The organism is Paenibacillus jamilae, assembly GCF_050482105.1.
Taxonomy (GTDB): domain Bacteria; phylum Bacillota; class Bacilli; order Paenibacillales; family Paenibacillaceae; genus Paenibacillus; species Paenibacillus jamilae_B.
On record NZ_JBCNHI010000011.1, the window covers coordinates 217,482 to 240,296 of the forward strand.

The 22,815-nt window shown below is 47.1% G+C and carries 15 protein-coding genes; 11 read left to right on the forward strand and 4 right to left on the reverse strand.

The window, feature by feature from the left end:
- Window positions 1-315: 315 nt before the first annotated feature.
- The 10 genes from ABEW32_RS08425 (at window position 316) to ABEW32_RS08470 (ending at window position 15,353) form a co-directional block, all read left to right on the forward strand.
- Window positions 316-1,278 carry an ABC transporter permease gene (locus tag ABEW32_RS08425; protein ID WP_016821412.1) on the forward strand — a complete coding sequence of 321 codons (963 nt, stop codon included), beginning with the start codon at window positions 316-318 and terminating at the stop codon, window positions 1,276-1,278.
- 15 nt (window positions 1,279-1,293) lie between these two features.
- Window positions 1,294-2,175: a carbohydrate ABC transporter permease gene (locus ABEW32_RS08430; RefSeq protein WP_330720306.1), complete on the forward strand. Its 882-nt coding sequence runs from the start codon at window positions 1,294-1,296 to the stop codon at window positions 2,173-2,175.
- A 63-nt stretch (window positions 2,176-2,238) separates the two neighbouring features.
- Window positions 2,239-3,828, forward strand: a complete 1,590-nt coding sequence (locus ABEW32_RS08435) for an ABC transporter substrate-binding protein (protein ID WP_430186510.1) — start codon at window positions 2,239-2,241, stop codon at window positions 3,826-3,828.
- A 25-nt stretch (window positions 3,829-3,853) separates the two neighbouring features.
- Window positions 3,854-5,311, forward strand: a complete 1,458-nt coding sequence (locus ABEW32_RS08440) for a glycoside hydrolase family 32 protein (protein WP_430186511.1) — start codon at window positions 3,854-3,856, stop codon at window positions 5,309-5,311.
- A gap of 41 nt (window positions 5,312-5,352) precedes the next feature.
- Entirely contained in the window at window positions 5,353-8,607 is a 3,255-nt protein-coding gene (locus tag ABEW32_RS08445; protein ID WP_430186513.1) for a glycoside hydrolase family 32 protein, read from the forward strand.
- Window positions 8,608-8,805: 198 nt separating this feature from the next.
- A complete protein-coding gene (locus ABEW32_RS08450) occupies window positions 8,806-10,542 on the forward strand; it encodes an ABC transporter ATP-binding protein (RefSeq protein ID WP_430186515.1) in 1,737 nt (578 codons plus the stop codon).
- The gene (locus tag ABEW32_RS08455; protein ID WP_430186517.1) at window positions 10,523-12,361 is read left to right on the forward strand and encodes an ABC transporter ATP-binding protein; all 1,839 of its coding nucleotides are present in this window, start codon (window positions 10,523-10,525) and stop codon (window positions 12,359-12,361) included. Before ABEW32_RS08450 ends, ABEW32_RS08455 begins: the two co-directional genes overlap by 20 nt.
- Before the next feature lie 222 nt (window positions 12,362-12,583).
- Window positions 12,584-13,783, forward strand: coding sequence for an MFS transporter (locus ABEW32_RS08460; protein WP_430186519.1), 1,200 nt, complete (start codon window positions 12,584-12,586; stop codon window positions 13,781-13,783).
- Window positions 13,776-14,414 carry a TetR/AcrR family transcriptional regulator gene (locus ABEW32_RS08465; protein ID WP_430186521.1) on the forward strand — a complete coding sequence of 213 codons (639 nt, stop codon included), beginning with the start codon at window positions 13,776-13,778 and terminating at the stop codon, window positions 14,412-14,414. The genes ABEW32_RS08460 and ABEW32_RS08465 overlap by 8 nt, the downstream gene beginning before the upstream one ends.
- Window positions 14,415-14,441: 27 nt before the next feature.
- Window positions 14,442-15,353: a helix-turn-helix domain-containing protein gene (locus tag ABEW32_RS08470; RefSeq protein WP_430186522.1), complete on the forward strand. Its 912-nt coding sequence runs from the start codon at window positions 14,442-14,444 to the stop codon at window positions 15,351-15,353.
- Window positions 15,354-15,460: 107 nt separating this feature from the next.
- On the opposite strand, the gene ABEW32_RS08475 is transcribed toward ABEW32_RS08470, so the two are convergent.
- The 4 genes from ABEW32_RS08475 to ABEW32_RS08490 form a co-directional block, all read right to left on the reverse strand.
- Window positions 15,461-16,861 (reverse strand): sugar porter family MFS transporter, encoded by a 1,401-nt coding sequence (locus ABEW32_RS08475; protein ID WP_430186524.1) that lies wholly within the window; start codon window positions 16,859-16,861, stop codon window positions 15,461-15,463.
- A gap of 227 nt (window positions 16,862-17,088) precedes the next feature.
- Window positions 17,089-18,426 (reverse strand): AraC family transcriptional regulator, encoded by a 1,338-nt coding sequence (locus tag ABEW32_RS08480; RefSeq protein ID WP_430186526.1) that lies wholly within the window; start codon window positions 18,424-18,426, stop codon window positions 17,089-17,091.
- Complete coding sequence (locus ABEW32_RS08485) at window positions 18,401-19,846, reverse strand: sensor histidine kinase (protein WP_430186528.1); 1,446 nt, start codon at window positions 19,844-19,846, stop codon at window positions 18,401-18,403. The genes ABEW32_RS08480 and ABEW32_RS08485 overlap by 26 nt, the downstream gene beginning before the upstream one ends.
- A complete protein-coding gene (locus tag ABEW32_RS08490; RefSeq protein ID WP_430186530.1) occupies window positions 19,843-20,841 on the reverse strand; it encodes a sugar-binding protein in 999 nt (332 codons plus the stop codon). The genes ABEW32_RS08485 and ABEW32_RS08490 overlap by 4 nt, the downstream gene beginning before the upstream one ends.
- Before the next feature lie 218 nt (window positions 20,842-21,059).
- Between ABEW32_RS08490 and melA the strand changes: the two genes are divergently transcribed.
- The gene (gene melA, locus ABEW32_RS08495) at window positions 21,060-22,574 is read left to right on the forward strand and encodes an alpha-glucosidase/alpha-galactosidase (RefSeq protein WP_430187026.1); all 1,515 of its coding nucleotides are present in this window, start codon (window positions 21,060-21,062) and stop codon (window positions 22,572-22,574) included.
- Window positions 22,575-22,815: the final 241 nt, after the last annotated feature.

The following is a 22,815-nucleotide window of genomic DNA, read 5'->3' on the forward strand; positions in this document are numbered from 1 at the left end:
AAATTCAAAACTGTATAAGCTGGATAAAAAATGATCATTGAAAGAGAGAGGGTATATTAGGGCCGCATAAGTGATGCGGTCATTGTTAAGGGGGAACTTTCAGATTTGGATCATAGGGGATGATTATTTTTGTTTTTTGTTACAAAAGCTCAGAATGACAATAATATTTTGGTCAAATGTAAATAAAATATTTTACAAAAGTTATTGACGAATGATAAATTGATTTGGTAAATTGGAGATGAAAAATGTAAGCCTTTTCAGTTGTCTTGTACAGACGGTTATTACAGATGGCTATTACAGATGGGGGGAACGCAAATGGCAAACTTGGCTAAGGCAGCTCAGAGGCATGCCGCACTGGGGGAGCAAAGGTCCATTCGCAGCAAGCTAGACTATATTCGCAAAAACTATTTTCTTTACGTACTGCTGGCGCCTGCACTGATTCTTACGATTCTTTTCAAGTATGTTCCGATGTATGGGGCCATTATTGCATTCAAGGATTTTAGCCCGCTTAAAGGGATATGGGGAAGTGACTGGGTTGGACTAAAATACTTCACTAAATTTTTAGAATCGCCCAATTTTACGGATATTTTCTTCAATACGCTGAAACTGAGCTTCTATGGACTTGTACTCGGGTTTCCTGTACCAATCCTGTTAGCAGTCATGCTGAATCAAATCCGCAAGGCGGGATTGAAAAAGAATATCCAGCTTGTTTTGTACGCCCCTAATTTTATCTCGGTCGTTGTTATTGTGGGTATGTTGTTTATTTTCTTGTCTCCGACAGGGCCCCTGAATCAAATCATTGCATCGGTGACTGGCAACCCTGTGATCTTTATGACAGAACCTGAATATTTTCGCTGGATTTATATTCTGTCTGGAATTTGGCAGGGGGCGGGGTGGTCTTCAATCATTTATGTAGCTGCGCTCGCTAATGTTGATCCCGAGCTGCATAATGCAGCAAGTCTGGACGGAGCCAACCTGCTTCAGCGCATATGGCACATTGATTTGCCGACGATTAAACCCATTATGGCGATTGTTTTTATCCTGGCAGCAGGAGGAATTATGTCGATTGGGTTTGAGAAAGCGTATCTTATGCAGACATCCATGAATTTGCCTACTTCTGAAATTATTCCTACCTATGTGTATAAAGTCGGCTTGCAATCCGGCAATTATGCTTATTCTGCGGCGGTCGGGCTGTTCAATTCGGTGATTAATGTGGTTTTACTGCTGACCGTTAACTTTATCGTCAAGAAGCTCAATGAGGGAGAAGGGCTTTATTAGGAAAGGAGCCTCTTTATGCATGTCAAACATTCCAATCTGGACCGCTTCATCCTAGGTGTGAATTACATTGTGCTCTCTTTAGCTGTTTTGATCATTGTAGTTCCCTTGGGTTATATCGTGATTGCTTCGTTTATGGACCCGACCGTTTTGTTAAATAAAGGGCTATCCTTCCGTATTTCGGATTGGAGTGTGGAGGGATATCGGAAAATTTTGTCCAACCCAGCCATGCTCCGTGGATTTGCCAATTCGGTCTTTTATTCTTCGTGTTTCGCCTTGATTTCTGTGACCGTTTCGATTTGTGCTGGCTATGCTTTATCGGTGAACAGCCTGGTGGGACGAAATTTCTTTATGACATTGTTTATTATCACCATGTTTTTTAGTGGAGGTCTGATTCCGACTTACCTGCTGGTCAAAAATTTAGGAATGCTGGATACCGTGTGGGCTATTCTTCTTCCCGGTGCGATCAATGTGTGGGACCTGATCTTGGCGCGAACGTTCTTTAAAGGTGTACCTAATGAATTAAAAGAAGCCGCCAACGTGGACGGAGCCTCAGACTGGACGATATTTTTTAGAATTGTCCTGCCGCTGTCCAAACCCATTATCTTTGTCATTGCGCTATATGCCTTTGTCGGTCAGTGGAATTCTTATTTTGATGCCATGATTTATCTGGATAATGCACAGCTGCATCCGCTTCAATTGGTGCTGAGATCGATCCTGATCCAAAACCAGACGATGCCTGGCATGATCAGTGATCAATTGGCGATGGCAGAACTAAAACGTCTTTCGGAAATGATCAAATATTCATCGATTGTCATCTCCAGTCTTCCACTACTTGTGATGTATCCCTTTTTCCAAAAGTATTTTGAAAAGGGTGTTATGGTCGGCTCCTTAAAATAAAAGATGCCGCACACTTCATTTGCTACACGTGCATTTTACCTTTATCCGATGGAGGTCATCCAGATGAAAACAGTCAAAACTGCCTCATTTGCCGCACTGGCGGCGATTTTAGTTCTTTCCGGCTGCGGCAGCAGCAATTCTTCTAATGAGAGCGATGCAACAGATGTGAATGGAAAAGTGACGCTCAACTTTATAACCCAAAGCTCTCCACTCGCTCCGGCAGACCCGAATGACAAGCTCATCAACAAACGGCTGGAAGAAAAAACGGGCATTCATATTCGTTGGAAGAACTTTACCAGTGACCAGTTTGTGGAAAAAAGGAATCTGGCCATTGCCAGCGGTGATTTGCCGGATGCGGTGTTCGACGCGGGCTACTCGGATTACGATTTGCTCAAACTGGCCAAAGACGGTGTCATTATTCCGGTGGAGGATTTGATTGAACAGCATATGCCGAATTTTAAAAAGGTATTGGAGCAATCCCCAGAATATAAAGCGATGTTGACTGCGCCGGATGGACATATTTATTCCTTTCCGTGGATTGAAGAATTGGGAACAGGAAAAGAAGCGATCCAGTCTGTGGATGATTTGCCATGGATTAATGTGGAGTGGCTGAACAAGCTGGGCTTGTCCATGCCAACAACGACCGAAGAGCTGAAGCAGGTCCTAATTGCCTTTAAAACGAAGGACCCCAACGGCAACGGGCAGGCAGATGAGATTCCATTATCGTTTATCGATAAGCCTGGCGGCGAGGATTTGGCCTTTTTATATGGGGCGTTTGGGCTGGGAGAGAACTGGGATCATACAGTAGTGACGAACGATGGGAAAGTCGTTTTTACAGCAGCGGATAACGGATATAAGGAAGCCGTCAAATATATTCATGATTTATACAAGGAAGGGCTGGTAGACATAGAGTCTTCCCAGCAGGATTGGAACACTTATCTTGCCAAAGGGAAGGATCACCGCTATGGTCTGTACTTTACATGGGATAAGGCTAATATTACAGGCCCGAATAAAAAATACGATCTCATGCCGCCGCTGGCTGGACCGGATGGACATGTGAATGTTACACGGACGAATGGCATCGGCTTCGATCGCGGGCGCATGGTGATCACCAGTGCGAATAAGAAGCTGGAGGCGACTGCCAAGTGGATTGACCAGCTGTATGATCCGATCCAATCCATACAGAACAATTGGGGAACTTACGGGGATACCAAGCAGAAGAATATTTTTGAGTATGATGCGGCAAAGGGAATGTTGAAGCATCTGCCGCTGGAAGGCTCGGCTCCGGTGGAAATCAGACAAAAGACGAACATCGGCGGTCCGTTAGCTGTATTGGATGAATACTACGGAAAATACACAACCCAGCCGGAAGATGCCACATGGCGATTGGGTTTGCTCAAAAAGGTGATGGTTCCCCATATGCAAGCGGATCATAATTATCCTAAAGTATTTTTCTCTATCGATGAGCTGGACCGCTTATCGACCATTGAAACCGATCTATTCGCCTATGTTCTCCGCAAACGTACGGAATGGTACCAAAATGGCAAGGTCGAAGAGGAGTGGCCAGAATATTTGCAGGAACTGAACAGTCTAGGGCTGCAGGAATGGCTGCAAATCAAACAGGCGGGCTATGACAGAAACGCAAGTAAATGATTCTTTTTCGAGGGAGATGGAATATATGAACGTGATTAGGCAAGAGAAATACCGCCCATCCTATCACTTTTCACCGAAAAACGGATGGATGAATGATCCGAACGGAATGGTTTATTTTGAAGGACGTTACCATTTGTTTTATCAGCATCATCCATTCGGCACAACGTGGGGTCCTATGCATTGGGGGCATGCGGTCAGTACTGACTTGGTGAACTGGGAAGAGCAGCCGATTGCTTTGGAGCCGGATGGTCTAGGAACGATTTTTTCCGGGAGCGCCGTGGTGGATGAGCAGGATACGTCCGGATTTTTTGAAGGCAAGCCGGGTTTGGTAGCCATTTTCACGCATCATACTTCGCTTCCGGGTACGGAACAGGTGCGACAGTGCCAAAGCCTTGCCTATAGCACAGATTCGGGGAAAACCTGGATTAAATACACAGGCAACCCGGTGCTGGAGGATAAGGAATGTATTGATTTTCGGGACCCGAAAGTGTTCTGGCACAAGCCTACAGAGCAGTGGGTGATGGTGCTGGCCTGCGGTAAGACGATTCGAATCTATCATTCACCGAATCTGAAGGGATGGGTGTTTGCCAGTGAATTTGGACACGGCATCGGTAGCCATGACGGGGTGTGGGAATGCCCGGATTTATTTCCGTTATATGTTGATGAGAAGCGCGAACAGGTGAAGTGGGTCATGCTCGTAAGCATTGGCGATAACCCTGGGATTCGTGAAGGTTCCAGAACACAGTATTTTACGGGTGAATTTGATGGGACGACATTTGTGACGGATGCCGAAAGTGAAAAAGTCCGCTGGCTCGATTATGGCAGAGATAACTACGCAGGTGTATGCTGGTCGGATATCCCGGCAGAGGACGGACGACGCCTGTTTATGGGCTGGATGAGCAACTGGAGATATGCCAATCAGACACCGACGGAACGCTGGAGAGGTGCCATGTCCATTCCGCGTGAACTCGCACTGGAAACGAGAAGAGGCACAGTTGCACTTGTTCAGCGCCCTGTTCGGGAACTGGACAGATTAAGAACTCCTGTCCTGTCACTGACAGAGCCATCTTGGGAGGAAGTGCAGAACGCATTGTCTGCCCTGCAACTGGATTGCTACGAACTTGTGGCTGAATTTGCAACCACCGGAGACTTTGGCTTTAAGGTGCGGGTATCGGATGAACAAGAGACGCTCGTCGGTTATACTTCCGCCACGCAGGAAGTATATGTGGACCGGACACGGTCAGGCTGTTCGGATTTTCATGAGGACTTTGCAGACAGACATGGGGCCTCACTAGGAATCTTACCAGATCGAATGGACATCCATCTCTATGTGGATCGCTCGTCTATTGAAGTGTTTTTCGATCGCGGCCAGGTAGTCATTACCGATTTAATATTTCCTGATGGAGAAGCTAAGGGTCTTGAAATATGTTCAGCGGAAGAGCAGGTCACTTTGTTTTCACTGGAGCTTTATGCGCTGAAATGAGATTTTCTTCATAATCCGTACTGGAAGGTAGGAAATTGGCGATGAGGATAGAGCTCACAAACACGCGAACGAACCTGACGGATTGGCAGATTAAAGGGAAGGGACGCATAGAAGATAACGTTCAGGGACTTTTGCTAAGATCGGAGCCACAGGAAAACGTGATGGCTATGTCTGGAACCACATCACAGGATTTTACTTTTGAAGCGGATGTGATGGTCACAGACATACAGACAGATGTTACCCTAGTATTCCGTTCTAGTGAGGACGGATGGTCTTCCTATATGCTTCAAATCGTGCCAGCTGCTGGATTATTACGGTTGCGCGATGCTGCTGGAGATATCAAAAGAATCAAAGAGGAACGGCAGGTAAAATTACAAAAAGGAGATATTTATCATCTCAAGGTAAAGGTAGAAGGCTCGCAGCTTAAGGTGTATTGGGATGAAAGATATCGTCCGATTATAGATGTGGTCGATACGACGTATGCATCAGGATATTTGGGACTGAATGTCTGGAATGGGGCGGCATTATTTCAGAACATTCAAGTCAGTGATATGGATACGAATATAGGTGAACCGCTCTTGATCCGTGGAAAATGGCAACCTGACCTCAAAGGGCAGAGGGCCGAGGAAACAAGTATGGAAGGTGCGCTCAAAATATACGATACCGCAGCTGCTGACCTGGTGCTGGAAGGCAGTGTGACGCTGAACCCTTCCCAACCGGGAATGGAAGCAGGACTATTTTTCAGAGGGAATCAGGTGGGAACAGAGGGCTATATTGCTTCTGTGCAAGGAGAGAATCATCAGATCCGGGTACATCTGAGAAAAGCGAACGGAACGTTGATTACAAGCTCGGTGATGACGTATCTGGATACGTCGGGCAATAAACACAGTTTGGAAATCATTGCACACGGAGAGCGGATTCGCGTGTTTGTAGATGGCTACACTCCTGCGGCGATTGACATCGTGGATAGCAGTTATTCCGGTGGTTTTACAGGCATAAAGGCAACTGGTGGGACGGCTTATTTTCAGGATTTCTACCTTACCTCTATCTCGAATTACTATACCGAAAAATATCGCCCACAGTATCATTATTCCCCTGCCAGAGGTTCAGCCAGCGATCCGAACGGATTGGTATATTTCGAGGGAGAATATCACCTGTTTCATCAGGATGGTGGACAATGGGCACATGCAGTCAGCGTGGATTTGCTGAATTGGAGTAGGCTTCCTTTGGCATTAAAGTGGAATGATTTGGGTCATATCTGGTCCGGCTCGGCTGTAGCTGATCTCAGCAATACTTCCGGATTGTTCACGGGCTATGGCGGGAAAGGGCTGATTGCTTATTACACCTCCTATAATCCCGATCAGCCCAGGGGAAACCAGAGAATTGGCCTTGCTTACAGCACAGACCGGGGACGGACATGGCAATACTCAGAAGACCGTCCGATTGTAATAGAGAATCCGGGTCAAAGTGAAAACGATCCCGGCAACTGGGATTTTCGTGATCCGAAAGTAGTACGGGACGAAACCCATCAGCGCTGGATTATGGTGGTGTCCGGAGGCGACCATATTCGTTTTTTTACTTCCACCAACCTGATAGATTGGAGCTGGACGGATAACTTTGGCTATGGTGATTATATACGGGGTGGGGTATGGGAGTGTCCGGACCTATTTCCGCTTTCGGTAGATGAGGGCAACACCTCTAAATGGGTGCTGATGATTAGCACTGGAGCCAGCACGAACACTCAAGGCTCGGATGCGGAATATTTTATCGGTGAACTGACGTCTGATGGCAAATTTCAAAATGATCTTCCGCCAGGTAAGGTGCTGAAAACCGATTGGGGCAAGGAATTCTATGCCTCGATGTCTTTCTTCAATGTACCCGGCGGGCGGCGTATCGTGCTAGCATGGATGACGAATTGGGACTACCCGTTCAGCTTTCCAACTTCGACCTGGAAGGGACAGTTCAGCATCCCACGAGAGTTATCGTTAAAAACAACCCGTGAAGGTATCCGCTTAATACAGCGTCCGATAACTGAGCTGACTTCGCTACGTTCTCATTTATTTTCGCTAGAACATGCGAGTATCACGGAATCTTCTCCGAATATACTGGAAGGTTTAAAGGCGGGCGCCTATGAGATTGAGGCGGAGTTCGAATTCCCTTCCGTTGGGAGGGCATCGACTTTTGGGTTTTATGTACGGGAAGGCGGTGAGCAAAGAACGGTAGTCGGCTATAAAACAGACGTACAACATATGTTTGTAAACCGTGCTGATTCAGGGCTTACCGATTTCTCTCCCCTATTTTCAACGCTTCATGAAGCATCGCTGGCACCGGTCGGGAATCGAATTCAAATGCGTATATTTGTGGACGAATCCTCAGTCGAGGTGTTTGGTAACCATGGGGAAGTCGTATTTTCCAATATCATTCTTCCAGATTCGGCACGTAGAGGGATGAGCTTCTATACCCAAGGGGGTGAGGTGAAAGTGGTTTCTCTTCATGTGTATGCGCTACGCAATCGCTGGAGGGTTACAGAGGCTTCACCCATCAGACTGATGATGGATTACACCCAACTGGAGCTTGCGGAAGGACAGTCGAAACGTCTGTATTCGAGTGTGGAGAATGCTGTGCAAAAAGAACATTTGCTGAATTGGGAATCCAGTAACTCCGCAGTTGTTAAGGTGAGCGCTTCAAATGAAGGCTACGCGACCGTGAAGGCACTTTCCCCTGGAGAAGCTGTGGTTACAGCCTCCATCTCGGGAAATACGGTGAGAGCAAGCACCTCTGTTACTGTGTGCGGCGGGATGTTTTATACCAACCTTTCAGGTTGGAAGCCGGATGTCCCTGCATCCCGCTGGATGGTGACGGCAGATGGTATACGCGGAAGCTATATCAGCGATGCAAATTATATGGCTTCTGAGCAGGCGAAAGATTTTACGTATAAGGCTGAGATGAAGCTGGATGGAAATGGGAGTGCCGGCTCCATGATTTTCCGTGCCAATGCTGACGGGTCGAGTGGCTATTATTTGAATTTGGACCCGAACATGAAATCGATTCGTCTTTTTTATAAAAAAGAGGGTCGATTTGAGCAGCAGCAGGTGCTCGCCAAAGTCCCAAGATTTGTATTGCCGGGAGTAACCTATCATATCAAAATCCAAGCAGAAGGATTACGCTTTCGTATAGAGATAGATGATGAACAGGTGATTGACTTGGAAGATGATACGTTTGCCAAAGGGCATTTTGGTATCAATGTATTTGGAGGGCAAGCTCTTTACCAAAATGTGAGGGTCAAGGAAAGTTAATTTGAATTTCTTAGTTCAGTAGGAGAGCTGTATTTTACGAGCTCTCTTTTTTGCGTCTTTTTTAGCCGGAGCCTGCAATTTGCTGGTTAAACGAAAACCTTTAGGAGGGTATAATAAAATATAGTGGTTTCGATTCGTATACACTTAGAGGCTGATCTGGAAGGACGGCTATCGGCAACTGGAGGAATGCTTGTGGGGATGATGTTTACTTTTCTAAAAAAATATCGGGTTCCAGCTATCGCGGCGCTCGTGATGATGTTGCTGGAGCTGACGGTAGAGTTATCGCAGCCGTATTTGATCTCCAAAATCATAGATGAGGGCATTCGGCAGCAGGATTTGCCTGTCGTCTGGTTATGGGGCGGTGTACTGGTGGGCAGTGCCGTTATCGCTTTTATGGCGGGAATATCCAGCTCCTTTTTTGCTTCGCATGCAAGTCAGGGTTTCGGCTATGATGTGCGGGAAAAGCTGTATCGAAAGGTGCAATCCTTTTCTTATCCGGTGTTCAAACGCTTTGCTACTTCGTCGCTGATTACGCGCCTGACGGGAGATGTCACGCAAGTACAAGATACAGTATTTATGAGCTTGCGATTTATGACACGGGTTCCACTGGTGGTCATCGGCAGTATTATAATGGCCCTGGTTGTACATTTTAGGCTTGGGCTGCTGCTGGCGGTTATGGCTCCGGTGTTGTTCGTATTTGTGCTGGTAATGATGCGGAGGACTGTCACTTTGTTTAAAGGTGTACAGCGGCGCTTGGATGACGTTAATGGAGTAATCCAGGAGAATCTGACAGGTATTCGGCTTATTCGGGTTTTTGTGCGAATGCGGCATGAAATTGAACGCTTTGCCCATTACGGAAGCGAGTTGATGAGAGGGACGGTGTCCGCTCTACGCTGGACAGAAACGACGATGCCGTTCATTTTGTTTACGATGAATGCAGGGATTATTGCAGTACTTTGGTTTGGGCGTAATCAAATTTCCACTGGAGATGCCAGTGTAGGACAGGTGGTCGCAGTCGTTAATTATTCCCTGCGGACGATTGGAGCTTTATCTGCCTTATCCGGTATTGTTGTTGTATTTTCCCGGGCAACTGCATCTACAGGACGGATTCGAGAGGTTCTGGAAACACCTAATGAAGAAGGGCACGGGTTGGAGGCTGTTCCAACATCCAACACACGGATTGAGGGACAGGTGGAGATGGATGGGGTGAGCTTTCATTACCCAGGCAGTGATTTGGCTGTATTAAAGGATATATCCTTTAAGGCACGACCGGGTGAACGGATAGCAATTATGGGGGCTACTGGTTCAGGCAAATCCTCACTTGTGCAGTTGATCACACGTCTGTATGAAGAAGACAAAGGTCATGTGCGTTTTGACGGAAAGGACGCTCGTGAACTGGATGGGTCCATACTACGTGAGGCAATTGGTTATGTCCCTCAAGAGGTACTGTTATTCACAGGCTCGATTAGGGACAACATTGCCTGGGGGCTGGAAAGTGCCAGTCTGGAGCAGATCCAGGAAGCTGCACGCATGGCACAAATCCATCCTATGATTGAACGCCTGCCGCAGGGCTATGACACCATGCTCGGACAGCGTGGCGTTAATCTGTCCGGCGGACAGAAGCAGCGGCTGTCGATTGCCCGCGCATTGGTGCGCCAGCCGGCAGTGCTGATTCTGGACGACAGCACAAGTGCGCTGGATGTGGGGACGGAAACCGCATTGCTGAATGCACTCGATGGCTTGTCCTGCACGACATTTCTCATCACGCAAAAGATCAGCTCGACTGCATCGGCAGATCAGATTTTACTGCTGGATGAGGGACGCCTGATCGCAAGTGGAGACCATGAGTATCTCATGAATAGCTCAGAACTGTATCGACGTATCTATGAATCACAATATGGAAAGGAGGAGTCGAATGTTCAAGGAACTCATTGAACCGTTCCGTCAGCCTACGCCGGAATCTGGTGTGCTGCGAAACCCGGCAGGTGCCGAAGGACGCCGCAAGGCCAAAGCAAAGAACTGGTCTGGCACGGTAGGACGCATATGGACTTATCTGGCCCGCCGTAAGGCCAAGCTAATGCTGGTCCTGTTCATGGTATTACTCAGCTCCGGGTTGTCGCTACTGGGGCCATATTTGGTCGGTGTAGCGGTGGATGATTTTCTCGAAGGTCCAGGTGGACGTACATGGATTTATTTTCTCATCGGATTAGGGGCTGTATATCTGCTTAACTCGCTGACCTCCTGGCTGCAAAATATCTGGATGATTGAGATTGCCCAGGAGACGGTGTACCGCATGCGTTTCGATTTGTTTTCACATTTGCATCGACTCCCCATTCCTTTCTACGGCAAACGTCAGCAGGGAGAGATCATGAGTCGTCTGACCAATGATATCGAAAATGTCAGTTCTACGCTGAACAGCTCGGCCATTCAGATTTTTTCGAGCATACTGACGCTAATCGGTACACTCACGGTGATGCTGTGGTTAAGCCCGCTAATGACTCTGCTAACCTTTATCGTAGTGCCGTTAATGGCAGCCGGGATGCGCTGGATTACACGCCGCACTGGGCCTTTATATAAGGAGCGGCAGAAGAATTTGGGCGAGCTGAACGGATACATTGAAGAAACGCTGTCTGGGCAGCAAATTATTAAAGCTTTTTCACAGGAAAAGAGAGTCATCCGTGGTTTTGGCGAGCGTAATGATCGCATTCGGCTGTCGGGCTTCTGGGCACAAACGATTTCTGGCTTTATCCCCAAGCTGATGAACGGGCTGAATAATCTCAGCTTTGCTATTGTAGCAGGGATCGGCGGGATTTTAGCCATTCGCGGCTCGATTACGATAGGGACGATTATCGTATTTGTAGAATATGCTCGCCAGTTCACCAGACCGCTGAACGATTTGGCAAACCAGTGGAATACACTGTTGTCCGCTATTGCCGGAGCTGAGCGCGTATTTGAAATTTTGGACGAAGATGAAGAGTCCAAGGATGAACGGGGCGCAGTAGAGCTAAAGCATGTAGAGGGAGCTGTGCGGTTTACGGATGTTTCCTTCGGTTATGATGAGGGAAGTGCTACGCTGGACGCTATCTCTTTTGAAGCTAAACCAGGTGAAATGATCGCGCTGGTCGGTCCGACTGGGGCAGGCAAGACGACACTAATCCAGCTTCTTTCCAGATTCTATAGCCCAGACAAGGGAACGATTACGCTGGATGGACGGGACATTACGACCATAGCACGTGAAAGCCTGCGCTCCCATATGGCATTTGTGCTACAGGACACCTTCCTGTTTCAGGGAACCATTCGTGATAATATCCGCTTCGGCAGGCTGGAAGCCACCGATGAAGAGGTTGAACAAGCATCGAAACTGGCCAATGCCCACTCCTTTATCGTGCGAATGAAGGACGGGTACGACAAGGTGCTGGAAGCGAACGGCAGCGGTATCAGTCAAGGCCAAAAACAGCTGCTGGCAATTGCCCGTGCTATTTTGGCGAATCCTTCTATCCTGGTACTCGACGAGGCGACCAGCAGTATCGACACCATCACCGAGATGAAAATCCAGGAAGGATTGGAACGGCTCATGCAGGGTCGAACAAGTTTCGTTATTGCACATCGGTTGAATACCATTCGTCAGGCTGACCGGATTTTGGTCTTAAAGGACGGCCGTCTGGAGGAGCAAGGTTCTCATGAGGAGTTGCTGGCTCACAAAGGCTTTTACAGTAGTTTATATTATGGTCAGTTGAGAAAACAAAGCTTATAAGCGGGCTTGATCAAATATACAGGCATATTTAGAAAGGAATTCCCTAGATTCCTTTTCTAAGTATGCCTTTTGTATGGGTACACAGTATTGAAATATACCCATATCCTTTAGCTTGGCTCATTTAGGTTTGTATTTTTATTTACAATGGCCCCTATTTGAACTAATATGGTTTACACATAGTAAAGGATTACGTGGTGTAAACAGTTGGAGGAGGTTACAAGCATGAAAGGTTTACCAAGGTCTGCTACATTTCCACTTTTCATTTTGATGTTGAATCTGTTTATTGCTCTATTGGGTCAAGGCATGGTGATTCCCATTTTGCCTGAATATTTGAAACAATTTAATGCAGCAGGAGCTGCTGCCGGGTATCTTATTGCCGCTTTTGGAGCAGCACAATTTATTTTTTCACCTCTGGGTGGACAGCTATCGGATAGATACGGGCGAAAATCAATGATTATTATCGGTCTGTTTTTAACCGTCATCTCGGATCTCATGTTTGCTGTATCTACGACATTGCCCCTTCTATATATTGCTAGGTTTATTGGAGGGATAGGTATTGGATTAATGGTTCCTTCCAATATGGCTTATGTCGCTGATATCACCACTCCTGAAACCCGAGCTAAAGGAATGGGGTACTTGGGTGCTTCCATGAATTTGGGGATGGTGCTTGGTCCGGGGTTAGGAGGTATGATTGCTGAGTTGGGCATTAGAGTACCCTATTTTTTTGCTGGTGGACTTGGACTTGTAGCCACGCTGCTTAGCTTGTATATGCCAGAGACACTACCCAAGGAACAACGAAAACCCGCTGACCAATGGGTCCGTCGTGAGCCTATTCGAAAGCAAATTTTAAATTCATTTCGGACGTCCTATTTTCGTTATCTTCTCCTCATATTGATCATGACATTAGGATTGATGAATTACGAAACGGTGTATGCTCTTTTTGTGGAGCAAAAATACGGTTTTGATGCCACTAAAATATCAATGATCATTACGGTTGGTGCCATAATAGGCATCGTGGTGCAGGTATGGCTGCTTGATTACCTCATCAAGAGACTTGGCGAGATGAAGCTTATACGCCTTTCTTTGATCATGACAGCCGTTGCTTTAATATTCATGCTCATTAAGATCAATTTAGGTTATCTGCTGTTGGTATCGGCTCTGTTTTTTGCTTTTAATGCTTTCTTAAGACCCACAGTAAGTACACTGATCGCTAACTCGGCTGATGATCGTCAAGGGTATGCCGCCGGACTCAATACGACGTATACCAGCCTAGGCAATATACTAGGCCCCATTTTAGCAGGGGTATTGTTTGACAAACACATTCATATTCCTTATATTTTTGGTGCACTCATCCTTGCATCTGCCCTTTTCTTAACCTTTCAAACATCAAAAAATGAGAAACGGATGGTTGCTAATGACTGAGAACTGGCATCAGAATTTAAAAAACAAAAATCGAGAAGAACTCATTGCGGCTGCGAAGGAACTTTTTATGAAGCAGAGCTTTCTCAAAGTTAACATTAAGGATGTATGCCACGTGGCTGGTGTAAGCCGGGTTACATTCTATAAGCATTTTCAGTCTATGAACGAACTGATCTTTGAGGTCCAGATGGAAATCCTTGAGAGCATGACTGATTTTGTTAGAAGAGCACCTTCAGCCGAAATGAATGGTAAGCAGATGCTTACTTCGATGCTTAATGCGTGGATTGATTATGCTTGGCAACATCCAGAATATATCAAGTTTATTCTTTTATTCGATCTGCATTACGAAGCTTATGATTCAACTGAAGAACTCAAAGAACAATACAAAAGTTTTGTTAACCGAGGAAAGGAACGACATTTCCTGATAGACGCTCTGAAAGCTGGAATTCAAGATGGATCATTAAAGTCGGATGCAGAACCGCTAAAGACTGCGCATTTTATCTTTACGTCTATGATGGCGATACTCCAGAAAATGAGTTTGACTCCCAAGGAAGATTGGAGCAGCGAATTTCAGGATGTACAAATGGCTAACCGATTTGTAGGGATGTTAGTTCAGTATTTAAGTCCAGATTAGTCTTATCTATTTCGCGGAGGTGCGGGGATGAACGGAAGTCTGTTTGAGCCAGGACTGCGGGACGGGGATTATATTCCCCGTTTTTTTGCTTACTACTATAAGCAGTGGCGTGACTATACGATGTCTTACCACGATCATCATTCCACTGAAATTATGTATATGATTTCCGGCTTGTGCAGGGTAGAGGTACAAACCGGAAATCATACGGAAGAAAGCATTACGCTGCGCAAAGGCGAGTTTATTATGCTGGATGCAGGTGTCCCACATCGGTTGGTGGTAGAAGGAGAACAACCGTGCCGGATGTTGAATGTAGAGTTTGGCTTTAAGGAAGGGGTGAGGGTGGGACCGTCTATCCAGCAAATAGCAGCGGAGGAGCAGGAGCTCACGGCCTTTATGTCGCGCCCATTCCCGTATTTGGTACTGTCAGACCCGGAAGAGGTATATTATGCGCTGAAAAGTCTCGTGCTGGAGCTGGATCAACGAAAAGAACAGCCAGGTGCCATGGCAGAAATGCTTTTTATGCAATTGCTCGTACGAATTGCACGTCTACGGGAAGAGGCAGAGCGCAGCAATACGCAGCAAACAGATATGTACATTAAGCGATGCATTGAATTTCTCCATCTGAACTATGACCGGGATATTGTAGTCAAGGATATGGCTGCAGCCGTCAATCTGCACCCAGGGTATTTACATCGAATTTTCAAAAAACATACGGGACTAACGCTGACCGCGTATTTAACGATGCTGCGAATGGACAAGGCCCGTATGCTGCTTCAGCAAACGGACATTCCCATCCAAGAAATTGCCGATTATGTTGGCGTAGCCAGCAGGCAGTATTTCCACATGTTGTTCAAAAAGCATACAGGTCAAACTCCTGTTGAATACCGCTCTGCCGTGACGCGCGATGTGAGGAACTATACGGAGGAGGACGGGGGCTGATAATAAGAAGCCCCTGAACCATTGCCGATTTAGGTCGGTATGAATTCAGAGGCCATGTGATTTCAAGCATTATAACAAGTGTTGGATTGCTTAAGTGCTAAAGTGGTTCATTTTCCGAGCCACATATTTTCCATCTGTTCAAGTGATCTCCCCTTGGTTTCAGGAACCTTGCGCGATATAAAGATTACGACGAACAACGAGATGGCTCCGAATATCCAAAAGGTGTTGGACGGACCTGCTGAACTCAGCAGAGGAGGAAATGCCTGGGAGACCAGATAATCGCCGGCCCATAAGGCCATCGAAGCGATGGCGACTGCTTTGCCGCGAATACGGTTTGGAAAGATCTCCGAAATCATAACCCATACAATTGGCCCAAGCGATATAGCGTAGGAGGCCACGTAGATCAGTATCATGATGAGCACGAGTGGTCCAGTGGTTAAACCCATTTTGAATGCGACTCCAATAACGACCAAGCAGATAGTCATCAACGAGGTACCGATCATTAGCAGCACTTTTCGTCCCGCTTTGTCGATCAGCCATACGGATACGATGGTAAACAACACATTGATCAACCCGATCCAGATGGTCTGGGTCAAAGAAGCGTCCGTACCAAGTCCCATTCCTTTAAAGATGACCGGCGCATAATACAAAATGGCATTGATACCGGTTATATGCTGCATAACGGCGAGCATGATACCAATAAAGAGAGCGACCCGAATACCGGGAGCGAACAATTGTTTCAATGAGTTGTTCTCATTTTTGAACGATTCCTTGATATCAAGCACTTCCTGCTTAGCAGCTTCTTCACCGTGAATTTTCAGCAGAATCGGCAACGCTTCATAAGGTCGATTCTGTTTGATAAGCCATCTCGGGCTTTCAGGGATAAAGAGCATCAAGAGCATAAAGATCAGTCCGGGAACGGCTCCCACTCCGAACATCCAGCGCCAGGCTGTTGAGACACCCCAGGCTTCATCCCCCAGGCTGACGATCCACGAATTTTGAAAATAAACCAGGAAAATGCCCGTTACGATTGCCAGTTGATTTAAAGCAACCAAACGGCCTCGATATTTGGCGGGAGCGATCTCCGCGTTATACACCGGACAAATGGTGGAAGTGATTCCTATACCCACGCCGCCAATCATGCGAAAGATAACATACCCGGTGAACGTATCTTGAAGTGCAGAGCAGATCGAACCGACGACGAATAAAAATCCGGCAGCTAGCAATACCTTTTTTCTGCCGATCCTTTCACTCATGTAGCCAGAGAGAGCCGCTCCCGTGATACTCCCTACAATCAGACTTGACACCGCCCAACCAACCTGAAATTCGCTCAGCGAAAAACGCTGCTGTAGGAATTCGACTGCTCCCGAAACAACCGCAATATCAAAACCGAACAGTATGCCTCCAAGGGCAGCTACGATGGATACCAGCGTTACAAAAAGCATATTGGGTTTTTCTGATTGAAGCGCTTTCTGTTGAGCGCTTTCATTATGAATGATTACTCCCATATGATCATCTCCCCTCCAGATTCCTAGAACCTCATTCCGTTCTTCGAGGAGAAGTATAACACGCGCTTATAAAAGAAAGGCCGGTGATCGTCTTCAATAAACGGACCTTTTCATGCACGATTTTGGCATCGATTTCCGAATTGGAGACAGAGGGGATAAACCTAGCATTACCTTGTCATTCGAGCTTAAAAAAATCCATGTCGAGAGTCGGCATGGATGAATCTGTACTATTTTTGGCCTTTGAACTCCGTGGGAGGAACGCCCGTTATCTTCTTAAAGACACGGCTAAAATAGTTCGGGTCCTTATAACCCACTTCAAAGCTGATTTCCTTCAGGGCGAGGTTGCCCTCCTTGATTAGAGAAATAGCTTTATCAATCCGAAGCCGGGTTACGAAGTCGATGAACGTTTCTCCATATTCCTGTTTGAAAATTTTACTGAAGTAGTGAGGATTCAAATGGACGAAATCAGCGACTTCTTCCAGTGAAAGGTCATCGTTGAACCGTTCCTCGATATACATTTTTGCTCTGCCCAGCATAGTCAGTGTTTGAACCTCCCGCTGTTCGCGTATCCGTTGCAGTGCTGACATGACGTACGTCTGCTGAAGCATTCCGTTCTCCGCTTTGACGGCAAGCACAGAAGCGTTTCCAGCCTCTGACGACTTCAGTTCATCAAAGTAGCAATAACCTCCATCGCGCTTGCGTAGGGTGGAGGCAAAAACGGCTTCGAAATAGGACTTGCGAAGTCCTGCCTCGCCGCTATGCAGCGAGCCGATTCCAATAGCCGATTTTATGCCCAATTGCTGCTGGGCAAGCTCGGAGAGCTGCTGAACAAGGTGTTTAATCAGCTGCTGCCAGTCGTTCTCGCGGGTGGCGGGCGGCTTTTGTAAAAAAGCGGCTACATGGTGGTCGATTAAGGAGCTCACAATGGAATTAGGGCCATGTGTTTTTACATAGCTTCGGAAATGATCGTAAATCTTCTTTTTATCCTGCTCATCCGTATAACCGTCAAAGGCGGCAATGATGGCACTTCCCTGATCAAGAGGAAAGTCCAGCCATTCCGACAGCTGAGAAGCACTCGAATCCACCGTCTGGTCGACCATAAGCATTAAAGCCAGCTCATTTTCCGCGAGCGGCATCAGCTGTGAGATTTTGTGCCTCAGCTCCAATTCTTCCATACGTGCCCGTTTCTCGCATTCAATTTCTTCAATCAGCCGCTTTAGTGTACCGATGATGAGTTCTCGCTTCGCCGGCTTCAGAATATATTCTTTTACGCCCAAAGAAAGCGCCTCACGTGCATAAGCAAAATAATCATAGGCGGTGACGAGCACGAAGCGGGTGTCAGGAAGACGCTCCTTTAATTCACGAAGCGCCTCAAGCCCACCGATTCCCGGCATATTGATATCCAGAATGGCAATATGGGGACGGTGCTCTTCTGCGCATTCGATCGCCATGCGGCCGTTGGCGGCATGAATAAACCGGAATACTCCCGGCATCGCCCGTTCTACTGTCAATTCCAGTCCTTCCCTTTCCAAAGCTTCGTCATCCGCGATCAACAACCGATACATTCGTCTGCTCACTCTCCTTCTTGACAGGAATCCGTATTGTTATGGTAGTACCTCGTCCGTTATGGCTACGGATTTCAACCATTTTTTCCTTTCCGTAGAACAGCTGCAGTCGCCTAAACACGTTTTGCATTCCAAGTCCTGTTGAACTGCTGCTCTCGGCCCCGCCTTCAAGACGGAGCACAGACAGTCGGATTTCCTCCGTCATGCCTTTTCCGTTGTCCGAAATTTCAATTTGCACATCCTCGTCCGCTCTCGACAGTTTCAATCCGATAATGGCTCCGTTTTCCATATCTGCCACGCCATGCAGAAAGGCGTTTTCAATAAACGGCTGGATCGTCAAGGCCGGAATCTGCTGCTGAAGTACAGAAGCGTCAAAGTGAAGATCAAAGCGAATTCTGTCCCGGAAGCGCGCCTGCTGGATGGTCACGTATTCGCTTATATGATCCAGTTCCTCCTGGAGAGTTACGGGTTTGTCCAGCTTTTGCAGGCTGTAACGTAGTAGATTGGACAGCGAAACGATCAGGTCGCTGGTTTTTTCTGCTCCTTCCAGAATCGCCAATTTGGAGAGCACATTTAAGGTATTGAATAAAAAGTGCGGGTTAATTTGATTTTGCAGGGCCAAAAGCTCTAGCTCCTTCACAAGTCGCCGCATTTCCAAACTTTGTTTATCCTTTTCAATGAGGATGCTCAAGTCAGCAGACATTTGCGAAATAGCGTCCGACAATACGCCTAGCTCATCATCCCGTCGCGGTTGGGGCTCGATATTCAGATCACCTGTGGCGATTCGCTTCGCCAGTCCGACAAGTCTGCCGACAGGGCCCGTAATGCTGCGCGAGACCCAGATTGCCAGCAAAACCCCCATCAGCGCGTTCATGCCGAACAACACCACTCCCAATCCGTTCATTTGCTCATTTTTGTTCCGCATGTTCTCGATGATCGGTCGGTAATAAGCCAGTTCAGCATCGATTAGTCGCTGGCCCTCCTCATGAATATAGCTGACGGTTTTTTCCGCTTCAATATAATGCTCAAAAGCCGATTGAGGCTGTTGTGCCTTTGCCTCCAGAACTGCGGCTTGTTTTTGCTCAAGAAATGTGGTTACCAGATTCACGTAATCCTCCTCAACGAAAGAAGGGTCGGTCGAATCGGAGACTGCCTGGATTCTGCCTTTCAACTGCTTCAATTGGTATTCTGTCAGGCCCTGTACATCCTTATCGCTTCTTGGATTAAGCAGATAGGCGTACAAGACATTTAAGTTGCTCTCCGCGGATTCGGAGGTTTGCTCGATAAGGAGAATTCGGCCAAGCATTTCATCGTAGCTTTGTTGAACGACCTTTCCGCTTTGGAATACAAAATAAGCGATGATATTGGCGAACACAACTAGAAGAGGGATGAACAGAAGCAGCTTCGTTCTGATCGTCATTGTCTGTCATTCCCGGTCATGTTGTCAGGGGGATCCGCATGCACTTCATGTACCCTGGTGTATGTTAATTTCTGGGGATCATTCCCCTTAAGATAATCATTCAGCAATTTTATGGCTTTAGCCCCCATTTCCATTGGCTGTTGAACAATGGTCAGCTCGATTTTGCGATCTTTGATCGCTTCCAACGTCTCGGCCATATCGTCAAAGGCAAAAATTTTCAAGTTCTGCGCGCCGCGCCGCTCCGAGGCTTCCAAAATGCCAAGCCCATCCAGCGCACTGAATCCCACCATGTAGCGAATCTGCGGATACTGAGTGAGCATGTTCTGTGCTTGCTGGGCTGCCTGAAGCCGTGAAATATTGGAGGAGCGAATCTCTACAATGTGTAGATTCGGGTAGCGGCTAATCACGGAACGGAATCCGGCAAGCCTGAGCCGCTGATTCTCGACGCGCTCGCTGCTGATCATAACTCCAATGTCACCACGCTCCCCAGACGCCTTCGCTAACAGCTCGCCCATTTGTTTTCCTGCTCCTTCGTTATCCGTTCCGACGTAAGCCAGCCTTCGGGAGCCCGGCTCATCCGTATCGATGGTGATGACAGGTATGCCAAGTCCGGCCGCTTTGTTGATTAATCGTCGATATTCTGGATCATTTATCCCTTGAACCAGAATTGCATCCGCCTTGCTGGCGATCGCTTTGTCCAGCAGTTTGACCTGCTCAGACGGATTAATGCGGTCCGGCCCGATATAATCGAGCTTCATATCGTGCTGCTCCGCTGCCTTTCGGGCTCCTTGCTCAATGGACCGCCAGTAATAATTGTCCAACTCTTGCGAAATCAATACCACTTTTGTATCGGAACCCCCGCCGGTTGGTGAAACCGTCTTCAATTGTTCTGCCAACTGATGAATTTGAAGAGAAGACAGAGTGAACTGAAACAACAGCCAGACAAATAGCAGGAAGACGGGGATAAGGATCAATGTCCATTTACGGTTTGACATGTCTTGCTCCTTTGGGAATATTTAGAGACACAACTCATTATACAGCAACAAAAGAAGCACACACAGCTATCGTCAATGACAAGCAGCATCTGTTGATGCGAAAGTTAGGATTTTTGACACTTAAATACGAATCTGGTCATGATTTTGATAACGCTTTCCGCAGACATATTGCTACAATGACGGTATATTACAATTCTAATTACCGGAGGTTGAAGGCCGTGTCATTTAAAGTAGCTTTTATTGGAGCAGGAAGCATCGGTTTTACCCGTGGAATTTTGCGAGATCTGTTATCAGTACCGGAGTTTAACGATATTGAAGTGGCTTTTACGGACATCAGTCAGCACAATCTGGATATGGTTACTGAACTGTGTCAACGGGATATTCGCGAGAATGGTTTGTCCATACAAATACAGTCCTCTACGGATCGAAAGATAGCGCTAAAGGATGCCAAATACGTCATTTGTACAATCCGTGTCGGCGGGCTGGAAGCCTTTGCGACCGATGTGGATATTCCACTAAAATACGGTGTAGATCAATGCGTGGGCGATACACTATGTGCAGGAGGCATTATGTACGGTCAGCGTGGTATCGCTGAAATGCTGGAAATTTGCAAGGATATCCGCGAGCTAAGTGCACCGGATGTACTGCTGCTAAACTACTCGAACCCAATGGCGATGATGACCTGGGCCTGCAACAAGTACGGTGGCGTGCGTACGGTTGGTCTATGTCACGGCGTCCAGAATGGGCATCACCAAATTGCCGAGGCGTACGGTCTGGAAAAGCAGGATGTGGACATTGTATGCGCCGGAATCAATCACCAAACGTGGTACATTCAGGCTTCGCATAAGGGTAAGGATCTGACAGCCGGGCTGCTGGAGGCTTTTGAACAACATCCTGAATTTAGCCGCACCGAAAAGGTACGCATCGATATGCTTCGTCGTTTTGGCTATTACAGCACAGAGTCGAATGGTCATCTCAGTGAATATGTGCCTTGGTATCGTAAGCGTCCGAATGAAATTATGGACTGGATTGATCTGGGCAACTGGATTAACGGAGAAACAGGCGGCTATCTGCGTGTATGTACGGAAGGACGCAACTGGTTTGAAACAGATTTCCCCAACTGGATGAAGGAAGATCCACTGGAGTACAAGGCAGAGCATCGAGGTGAAGAGCACGGTTCATACATTATTGAAAGCCTGGAAACCGGGCGTGTGTACCGGGGACACTTTAATGTCGTGAATAACGGTGTAATTTCCAATTTGCCGGACGATGCGATTATTGAAGCTCCTGGATATGTGGATCGGAACGGTATTTCTATGCCGCAAGTTGGAGAACTGCCGCTGGGTCCTGCTGCCGTGTGCAATGTTAGTATTTCCGTTCAGCGTCTGGCTGTCGAAGCGGCGGTACATGGAGACGATAAGCTACTGCGCCAAGCGTTTATGATGGACCCGTTAGTGGGCGCGGTGTGTAATCCGAAAGAAATTTGGCAGCTGGTCGATGAGATGCTGGTGGCACAGGAAGCATGGTTGCCGCAATACGGAGCAGCGATTGCCGAGGCGCGCCAACGCTTGGCTACAGACGATCTGATTCCAACCCGACCTTATGAGGGAGCAGCACGACTTAAGGTGAAGACGGTTGAAGAAATGCAGCTGGATCGAGATGCCGCCAATAAAAATGCAGGACAATCCGACAAGGGCAAGGATCGCGAAAAAGTGCAGAATAACAATGCGTAACAGCTACTTGGTACAATTGCATTAACGATCATTCCATGGACCTGCTTATGAGCAGAGGTGAATGGAACAACAATAAAAGGGTGTTTTCATGGTCGTAGGCCTGAAACACCTTTTTTGGTGTCGATAGGTTCAACGATTGACATAGATAGCAGCCTAAAGTTTATTCTTGTCGATTTGGGCTGACGGAAATTAAAGAATACAGTCTTGTTTTTTATGCATCCGCTCTTTTACTGTCGACTTT